The organism is Salegentibacter sp. BDJ18, assembly GCF_017579965.1.
Lineage (GTDB): Bacteria > Bacteroidota > Bacteroidia > Flavobacteriales > Flavobacteriaceae > Salegentibacter.
In genome coordinates this window covers 113,281-121,937 of the sequence record NZ_JAFLQX010000019.1, presented here as the reverse complement: position 1 = coordinate 121,937, position 8,657 = coordinate 113,281, and the positions used below count along the sequence as shown (strand labels likewise).

Here is an 8,657-nt window from a genome sequence, read left to right as displayed (position 1 = left end):
GGAGCCTTACGATTCAGCAATTTTATATTAAATTTGGAGACCGGATACCACTGGACATAAACGCCAATTCCTCTGGGGCTAGCCCCAGAGGAATTGAAACATCAGACAGAGTTTAATTTACAGACCCCAAAAAAAACCTCACAGTTTTTAGAAAGCTGTGAGGTTTTTCTTTTTATGCTTCTCCCCTTGCTGGATATTCTTTATCTACCACAAAATCTATAGCCTTTAATAATTCATCAAATTTTGGCCTTGCGAAAGGCATCGTTTGAATAGAAGCCGCATAAAGCGTATTATCAGGTTTTACAAGAAATAGTCCGGGTTCAAAGAAAACTTCGGGTTCATCATTAATTCCTTCCGAAATATATAGATCCCATTTCCGGGCATCTTCAGGATTAAAATTATAACCTATAGTAAGATTATATACTTCCCACTCCTTCACCGTTTTTTCTGCCAGGGACTTATTATTCGCGCTAAGGCAAATAACACTCACTCCTTTCTCCTGAAATTTCTCAACTTTTTTATTTAATTCTTCTAAATACGATTTACAAACCGGGCAGTGCAATCCGCGATAAAAAATAACCATCGTAAAATTCTCTGGCTTCTGGTCGCGTATATCCCATTGCATTCCGCTGGTGGTTTCCACTCTTAATCTTGGTACTTCTTTTCTTGGCAATACATTTTTCATAACTCAATTTTGGTTTTTTGAAAATTATGAAATTCAATTCCCGAAACATATTAAAAGCATTGTAAGTTTAGGTTAAACTCTATTAAAACCTATAAATTAATTTCCCGTAGAACCTTCAAAAACTTCTGGTGCATTTCTTCGGAATAATCCAAATGGGTAACAATCCTCAATTTTCCCTGTCCCATATTGCTTATTCTAATATTTTCCAGCTGAAGCTTTTTCATAAAAGCAGTTTCATCTGAAGCATTTTTCAGGTAAAAAATAATAATATTTGTTTCTACAGTTTCCACCTCGCCCACATAGCTTGCAGCTTCTAAAGTTTCAGCAATGTCTGCAGCTCTTTTATGGTCTTCGGCTAAACGCTCTACGTGGTTATCTAAGGCATAAATTCCGGCTGCGGCCATAAAACCTACCTGGCGCATACCACCACCTAAAACTTTACGAATTCTAATCGCGTTTTTCATAATTTCCTTATCACCAATAAGCACCGATCCCATAGGGATTCCCAGTCCTTTAGAAAGACAAACCGAAATCGTATCAAATAATTTTCCGTATTCTTTGGGATCTTCATTTTTAGCAACCAAAGCATTAAAAAGCCTTGCGCCATCTAAATGCAAACCTAATTTATGCGTATTGCAAACCTTTCTTATTTTTTTGATTTCCTTCAGGTCATAACAAGCGCCACCACCTTTATTAGTAGTGTTTTCTAAACAAACCAAACTCGTTAACGGACTGTGATAAAAGTCTGGCGGATTTATATTTTCTTCAACCTGGGCAGCAGTAATCATTCCGCGATCACCATCTACCAACTTGCAGGAAACCCCACTATTAAAAGAAGCGCCACCACCTTCGTAATTAAAAACATGTGCCCATTTATCACAAATTAGCTGCTCGGCAGGTTGGGTATGTAATTTTATTGCGGCCTGGTTAGCCATACTTCCGGTAGGAAAAAATAAGGCTTCATCCTTTCCGAACATCTTTGCCAGTTTTTCTTCTAACGCGTTTACGCTAGGATCTTCTTTATAAACATCGTCCCCAACTTCGGCTCCCATTATTGCTTTTAACATTCCGCTTGTTGGGCGGGTTACGGTATCACTTCTTAAATCTATTTCTTTCATATATATTTCTTTTTCATTTCTGCAAAAACAGAAATTATTTCCATTTGATTCATTATAACTTAATTTCCAAAATCAATTTCAAACCTCCAATGCAAAATTTCTTTTTCAGAAGAAATTATATTATTCTAGAAAGTGAGAAACTGACTAACAGCAAAATAAGTAAAAATTGCTGCATTTACGTGCTTTTATAGGAAGTCTAAAACTATAAAAATATCGTTAAATACTTTCCCGTCGCAGTCTTAAATTCTATTTTTACCTTATAAAATTTAGATATGATTACAACTGAGCAGATCAAAGATCTCAGAGAGCGCCTTGGTGCGTTAAGGAGGTATCTTTGACATTGATGCCAAAAAAATAGAAATCTCCAACCAGGAAGAAAAAACCTTTGCTCCAGATTTTTGGGACGATCCTAAAAAAGCTGAGGCACTAATGCGTGATCTCAATACTGAAAAGCAATGGGTAGACGAATTTGAAAAAGGAGAAACCCTGGTGGAAGATTTAGAGGTTTTGTATGAATTTTATAAGGAAGATGAAGCTACGCAAAAAGATGTGGAAGAAAAACATAAGCAGGCCTTAGACCTTACAGAAGACCTTGAGTTTAAAAATATGCTTTCGGAAGAGGGTGATAAATTGAGTGCGGTTTTACAAATTACTGCCGGTGCCGGTGGTACCGAAAGTTGCGACTGGGCCGAGATGCTTATACGTATGTACCTTATGTGGGCCGAAAAACGCAGGTTTAAGATAAAAGAATTGAATTACCAGGCCGGTGATGTTGCAGGAATTAAAACGGTAACGCTTGAAATTGAAGGCGATTTTGCTTTTGGATGGCTAAAAGGTGAAAATGGCGTACACAGATTGGTGCGTATTTCCCCATTTGACAGTAATGCGAAAAGGCACACCTCGTTCGCTTCAGTTTATGTTTATCCATTAGCCGATGATTCAATTGAAATAGACATTAATCCTTCTGAGATTTCCTGGGAAACTATGCGTTCTTCTGGAGCTGGGGGACAAAATGTAAATAAGGTTGAAACCGCGGTTAGATTGCGCCACGCTCCTACGGGAATTGTTGTAGAAAATTCTGAAACACGATCGCAGCTGGAAAATAAGACCAAGGCAATGCAGCTTTTAAAAAGTCAGTTGTATGAAATAGAACTTCAGAAACAACAGGCCCAACGTAGGGAAATTGAAGATTCTAAGATGAAAATTGAATGGGGATCTCAAATTAGAAATTACGTGATGCATCCTTATAAATTGGTTAAAGACGTAAGAACTGCAGAAGAAACCGGAAATGTAGATGCCGTGATGAATGGTGATATTGATATGTTTTTAAAAGCTTTTTTAATGATGATGGGACAACGGCAGGAAGATTGATAAGTTTATGCTCATAAATTTTAGAATTAGAATTTATTGTTTATTTTAAAGAAGCCAAAACCAAAAAATAATGATTACAGTTTACCATAACGCCAGATGTAAAAAATCCCGGGAAGGATTGGAAATCGTTAAAAACTCAGGAAAAGATTATGAGGTTAGAGAATATTTAAAAGAACCTCTTTCTGAAACTGAATTAAAACAAATTCTGGATAAATTAAGTTTTTATCCTATGCAGTTAATAAGAACCAACGAAAAGATCTGGAAAGAAGAATATAAAAATAAAGATCTTAGCGACAGGGAATTAATTACTGTAATGGTTAAAAATCCAAAATTAATTGAAAGACCTATTGTAGAAACTAAAGATACTGCGGTTGTAGGTCGCCCGGGTTCTAAAATTGAAGATTTATTACAATAAAAGTTTTGGTAATTCAAACCAGTAAAAAATGAAAACTCAACATAAAATAGCTATAATTGGGGCCGCCGGATTTCTAGTAGCGGGATTTGTTTTTTCCCATTTTTACCTGCATAGAAAAAGCAGAAAAGAACTTCTTGAAATTGCAAGGGAATTAGCCTATACCTGGAAAAGAGAATTAGAACTGGATTTTGAACAAACCGGTAAACTTGAAGACCTTATTATAGAATATACCCTTAAAAAGAATGAAATCCTTAATACTACGGCTTTACATGAAGATGAAATAATCTTTAAACTCAAGGAGATTCAAAAGGCAGAACATAGAAAGTTGCAGAAATTAATGAGCAAAAAGCAGTTTGAAAAATATCTTGAATTAAATAAGAAAATTAGTCGTAAATCTTAAGTATTGAAGCTCAGTGATAAAAGTACTTTTAACATTTGAAAGTCGTATTTAACGCGAGTTTAACCCAAATTCCATTAAACCATTTCAAAAATTTGGGGTCAAAGAATAAAATTTTTTATGACCACCAAAATCTTGAGTACGCTCAGTGTAGCGTTTTTTCTTTTTTTCAGCCTTAGCGGCTTCGCCCAATCGGGTCCGCATAAAATTTCCGGAAAAGTAATGGACGAGGAGATGAATGTTCCTCTTGAATTTGCAACAGTTTCTGTAGTTAATACCAACGAACCTGCAGATGTTACAGGAGTTGTAACCAATTCTCAGGGAAATTTCTCAATAGTAGTTCCAGAAGGCACCTATAATGTTATTGTTGAATTTATCTCTTATGAAACTAAAGAATTCAATGATCGTAAGGTAGATTCAGATATTAATTTAGGAACTATCAGCCTGGGGCTAGATTCAGATAGTCTTGATGAGGTTGTAGTCCAGGCCGAAACTACACAGGTTAGCGTTCAACTTGATAAAAAGATTTATAATATAGGAAAAGACCTTACCACCGCAGGAGGTACTGTTAGTGATGCTCTTAATAACGTTCCTTCGGTTTCTGTAGATGTTGAAGGCGGAATTAGCTTAAGAGGGAATCAAAATGTTAGAATCCTTATTAATGGTAAACCATCAGCAATGGCCGGGTTTGGAGATAGTAACGTTTTAAGCCAGCTTCCTGCTGAAGCTATTGAACGTGTTGAAGTTATTACTTCCCCCTCGGCTAGATATGATGCTGAAGGTACAGCAGGTATTTTAAACATTATACTTAGACAAAAAGAAACCCTTGGATTTAACGGTTCTGTAAATTTAAACTTAGGTCATCCCGATAATGCCGGACTTTCCACCGATCTTAACTATAGAACTGAAAAATTCAACCTATTTACTAATATTGGATGGCGCTATTTTGATGCTCCCCAAAATAATTTTAGTGATACCGAGTATTTAAGAAGATTTAATTCTGATGGGGAAATTGTTAGACCCGAATATGATAGAATTCGCGAGGAACGGGAAACAGAGCGTTTAAACAGAAACTACAACGGTAATTTTGGAATTGAATATTTCCTTACCGAGCAATCTTCGCTTACAGCCAGTATTTTTTACCGCTATGGTGAGGATGAAGATGAAACCTTAAATAATAGCGATCGCTATATTGGTGGCAGTTTAGTTGAAGAAACTTTAAGAAGAGAGTTGCAAAGTGAAGAAGATAATAGCTACCAGATTTCAATAAATTACCAGAATAAATTTAATGATGAAGGTCACGAACTAACAGCCGATTTTCAATATGAAAACGATGCCGAAGTTCAAAATACTTTTATAAACGAAGAATATATTTCTACAAATCAGGAAAATCCTGAAGCTTTTCAACGAGAAGAAGTTTATACCGAAGAAGATCAAAAAGAATATTTAATCCAGGCAGATTATGTTTTACCGCTTGGGGAAGACGCTAGATTTGAAGCCGGTTACCGCGGAAATTTTGAAAACGAAATTACAGATTACCGTCTACAGCAGGAAGATTTAGCTACCGGAAATCTGGTAACTAACGATACGCTTACCAATATCTTTGATTACGAAGAAAACGTAAATGCCCTGTATTCGCAATACGGAACCAAATTTGGTAAATTTTCATTTCTCTTAGGTTTAAGATTAGAAAACACTCAACTTAAAGGTGATATAAATTCAAGACTAAGTGATGAAGAACTTGTTGAAGCTTTTGGATTCCCAATTCAAACAAAATTTGACAATAATTATTTAGGCTTGTTCCCAACAGTTAATTTAATTTACGAATTATCCAGTGACGGTGGCGAAGAAGAAAATATAACTGTAGGTTATAATAGAAGGATTAACCGCCCTAGAGGTTGGTATATTAATCCGTTCCCATCTCGTTCAAGTCGTACTAACGTATTTCAGGGAAATCCTAATTTACAACCGGCTTTTGCCAGCGCTTTTGATATTGGATACTTAAAACGATGGGATAAAATAACCTTTACTTCTTCTGTTTATTATCAACACGAAACAGATTCGTTTGAAAGAGTTGAAGAAAATACAGGCCAGGAAACTACAGATGGTATTGATATTATTAGAACTATCCCTATTAACCTTGCTACTAATAAAAGAACCGGTGGAGAACTTGGTATTCTTTACAACCCGGCAGACTGGTTAAGATTAAATAGTAGTTTTAACTTTTTTCAGTTTGAAACTGAAGGTGAATTTAATGGTGTAGATTATGGAGCAAAAAATACAAGCTGGTTTGCAAGGTTTAGCTCTAAAGTAACACTTCCCGGTGCTATAGATTGGCAAACCAATGCTTTCTATCGTGGTCCACAGGAAAATGCACAAACTAAAAACGAAGGGATTTTTTCTATAGATCTTGCTTTTAGTAAAGAAATTCTAAACGATAATGTTACGCTTTCTTTAAACGTAAGAGATTTATTAAATTCAAGAAAAAGAAAATCATTTACTTCTACTGAATTCTTTAACAGGGAAAGTGAATTCCAATGGAGACAAAGACAAATTAACCTTTCAGTAATTTATAGATTCAATCAGCAAAAACGCGAACAACGACGTGGTGGTGAAGAAGATTTTGATGATCCCGGATTTGAAGGATAATTTAGAACTAATAAAACCGGCTTAAATAAGCCGGTTTTTATTTTATTGTAAAAAATAAAGCATAAAAAAAGGGACATTAACCGTCCCTTTTTTTATGCTTTTTCTTCTTTAGCTTTTTTTCTAGCTTCTTTCTTTTCTTTAAGCAATTCAGCAACCGAACCGCCTATCCAATAGGGTAAGATAGCCATTAGGAAAATCATAAGCCAGAATCCCATAGTTAAAATAACCAGGAAAGCCAGGAAACCGAGGTATTGATCGAATTCGAACATAATATCAAAATTTTTTTGATCTGGTCAAAGATAGTAAGCTTTGCCGGCTTATCACAATTAAATTGTGAGAAATTCACACTTACTTGACGAAAATCAGAAAAAATACAGGCTAAATTCTTTGTTTTTATACCTATAAAAAAGCCGCTAACTTGTAAATTTGTGTCACAACTAATATATTAATTATGGACTATAGAATAGAAAAAGATACTATTGGAGAAGTAAAGGTTCCGGCCGATAAACTCTGGGGTGCACAAACGGAACGCTCCCGGAATAATTTTAAAATTGGTCCTGCCGCCAGTATGCCTCTGGAAATAGTTTATGGTTTTGCTTACCTCAAAAAAGCTGCTGCATACACCAACTGTGAATTAGGTGTTTTGCCGGTAGATAAAAGAGATTATATTGCCCAGGTTTGTGACGAAATTCTTGAAGGGAAACATGATGACCAATTTCCTTTGGTAATTTGGCAAACCGGCAGCGGTACTCAAAGCAATATGAACGTAAATGAAGTTATTGCCAACCGCGCGCACCAACTTGCAGGAAAAACTTTGGGAGAAGGAGACAAAACCTTGCAACCAAATGATGATGTAAATAAATCTCAATCTTCTAACGATACTTTTCCTACGGGTATGCATATCGCTGCCTATAAAAAGATTACGAAAGTTACCCTTCCGGGTGTAAGACAACTTCGTGATACTTTAAAGAAAAAGTCAGATGAGTTTAAAGAAGTTGTAAAAATTGGGCGTACGCATTTTATGGATGCCACTCCCCTAACCCTGGGCCAGGAGTTTAGTGGTTATGTGGCTCAACTGGATCACGGAATTAATGCGCTGGAAAATACACTTCCGCATTTAGCCGAATTAGCACTTGGTGGTACTGCGGTTGGAACTGGATTAAATACTCCAAAAGGATATTCAAAGCGCGTTTCTGAATTCATTGCAAAATTCACCGAATTACCATTTGTTTCGGCAGGAAATAAATTTGAGGCCCTGGCCGCACATGATTCTTTTGTTGAAACTCACGGGGCTTTAAAACAATTAGCAGTTTCCCTAAATAAAATAGGAAACGATATTAGAATGCTTTCTTCCGGTCCAAGAAGTGGAATTGGAGAGATCAATATTCCGGCTAATGAACCGGGATCTTCCATTATGCCAGGAAAAGTGAATCCTACGCAATGTGAAGCTTTAACTATGGTTTGCGCTCAGGTAATGGGTAACGACGTAGCCATTGGGGTTGGCGGAATGCAGGGCCAATTTGAATTAAATGTATTTAAACCGGTTATGGCTGCTAACTTATTACAAAGTGCAGAACTTATAGGTGACGCCTGTGTATCTTTTGATGTTAACTGTGCCCGTGGAATTGAAGCGAACACACCAAGAATCAAAGAACATTTAAATAATTCTTTGATGTTGGTTACCGCTTTAAATACAAAAATCGGGTATTACAAAGCAGCTGAAATTGCGAATAAAGCACACGAAGATGGCACAACGCTAAAAGAGGCAGCCGTTGAATTAGGTCATCTTACCGAAGAGCAATTTGATGAATGGGTACAACCTAAAGATATGGTTGGAAATATTAAATAATCGATTCCTTTGTATAAACTCAAAAAGCCTGTCTAAAAAATTTAGACAGGCTTTTTTATTATTATTCGTAATCCTGAACTTGTTTCAGCTTCTAGTGTATTTCGATTGACAACCACTTAGATCCTGAAATAAATTCAGGATGACGCTGCTTAAAACATTCAAACAACTCTTTT

At 36.1% G+C, this 8,657-nt stretch carries 8 protein-coding genes; 5 read left to right on the top strand and 3 right to left on the bottom strand.

Annotated features, from left to right (window positions below; all coding sequences use genetic code 11):
* Window positions 1-172 precede the first annotated feature (172 nt).
* Both J0871_RS11185 and J0871_RS11180 read right to left on the bottom strand, forming a co-directional pair.
* Complete coding sequence (locus tag J0871_RS11185) at window positions 173-685, bottom strand: redoxin domain-containing protein (RefSeq protein WP_208225292.1); 513 nt, start codon at window positions 683-685, stop codon at window positions 173-175.
* 89 nt (window positions 686-774) lie between these two features.
* Window positions 775-1,803 carry a GntG family PLP-dependent aldolase gene (locus J0871_RS11180; protein WP_208225291.1) on the bottom strand — a complete coding sequence of 343 codons (1,029 nt, stop codon included), beginning with the start codon at window positions 1,801-1,803 and terminating at the stop codon, window positions 775-777.
* Between the two features lie 272 nt (window positions 1,804-2,075).
* On the opposite strand from J0871_RS11180, the gene prfB reads away from it, so the two are divergent.
* The 4 genes from prfB to J0871_RS11160 all read left to right on the top strand — a co-directional run bounded on the left by prfB (window position 2,076) and on the right by J0871_RS11160 (window position 6,635).
* Window positions 2,076-3,174, top strand: a protein-coding gene (gene prfB, locus J0871_RS11175; RefSeq protein ID WP_208225290.1) for a peptide chain release factor 2 whose coding sequence is annotated in 2 segments (ribosomal slippage) — window positions 2,076-2,138 and window positions 2,140-3,174 — 1,098 coding nt in all. Because the reading frame shifts where the segments join, the coding sequence is not laid out codon by codon here.
* 70 nt (window positions 3,175-3,244) lie between these two features.
* Window positions 3,245-3,589 carry an arsenate reductase (glutaredoxin) gene (gene arsC / locus J0871_RS11170; RefSeq protein ID WP_075326743.1) on the top strand — a complete coding sequence of 115 codons (345 nt, stop codon included), beginning with the start codon at window positions 3,245-3,247 and terminating at the stop codon, window positions 3,587-3,589.
* 28 nt (window positions 3,590-3,617) lie between these two features.
* Window positions 3,618-3,989, top strand: a complete 372-nt coding sequence (locus tag J0871_RS11165; protein WP_208225289.1) for a hypothetical protein — start codon at window positions 3,618-3,620, stop codon at window positions 3,987-3,989.
* A gap of 117 nt (window positions 3,990-4,106) precedes the next feature.
* Window positions 4,107-6,635 carry a TonB-dependent receptor gene (locus J0871_RS11160; RefSeq protein WP_208225288.1) on the top strand — a complete coding sequence of 843 codons (2,529 nt, stop codon included), beginning with the start codon at window positions 4,107-4,109 and terminating at the stop codon, window positions 6,633-6,635.
* A gap of 92 nt (window positions 6,636-6,727) precedes the next feature.
* Here J0871_RS11160 and J0871_RS11155 read toward each other — a convergent pair whose 3' ends face one another.
* Window positions 6,728-6,904 carry a hypothetical protein gene (locus J0871_RS11155; protein ID WP_093302571.1) on the bottom strand — a complete coding sequence of 59 codons (177 nt, stop codon included), beginning with the start codon at window positions 6,902-6,904 and terminating at the stop codon, window positions 6,728-6,730.
* Window positions 6,905-7,086: 182 nt separating this feature from the next.
* Here J0871_RS11155 and fumC point away from each other — a divergent pair, with 182 nt between their 5' ends.
* Complete coding sequence (fumC, locus tag J0871_RS11150) at window positions 7,087-8,484, top strand: class II fumarate hydratase (RefSeq protein WP_208225287.1); 1,398 nt, start codon at window positions 7,087-7,089, stop codon at window positions 8,482-8,484.
* Window positions 8,485-8,657 lie beyond the last annotated feature (173 nt).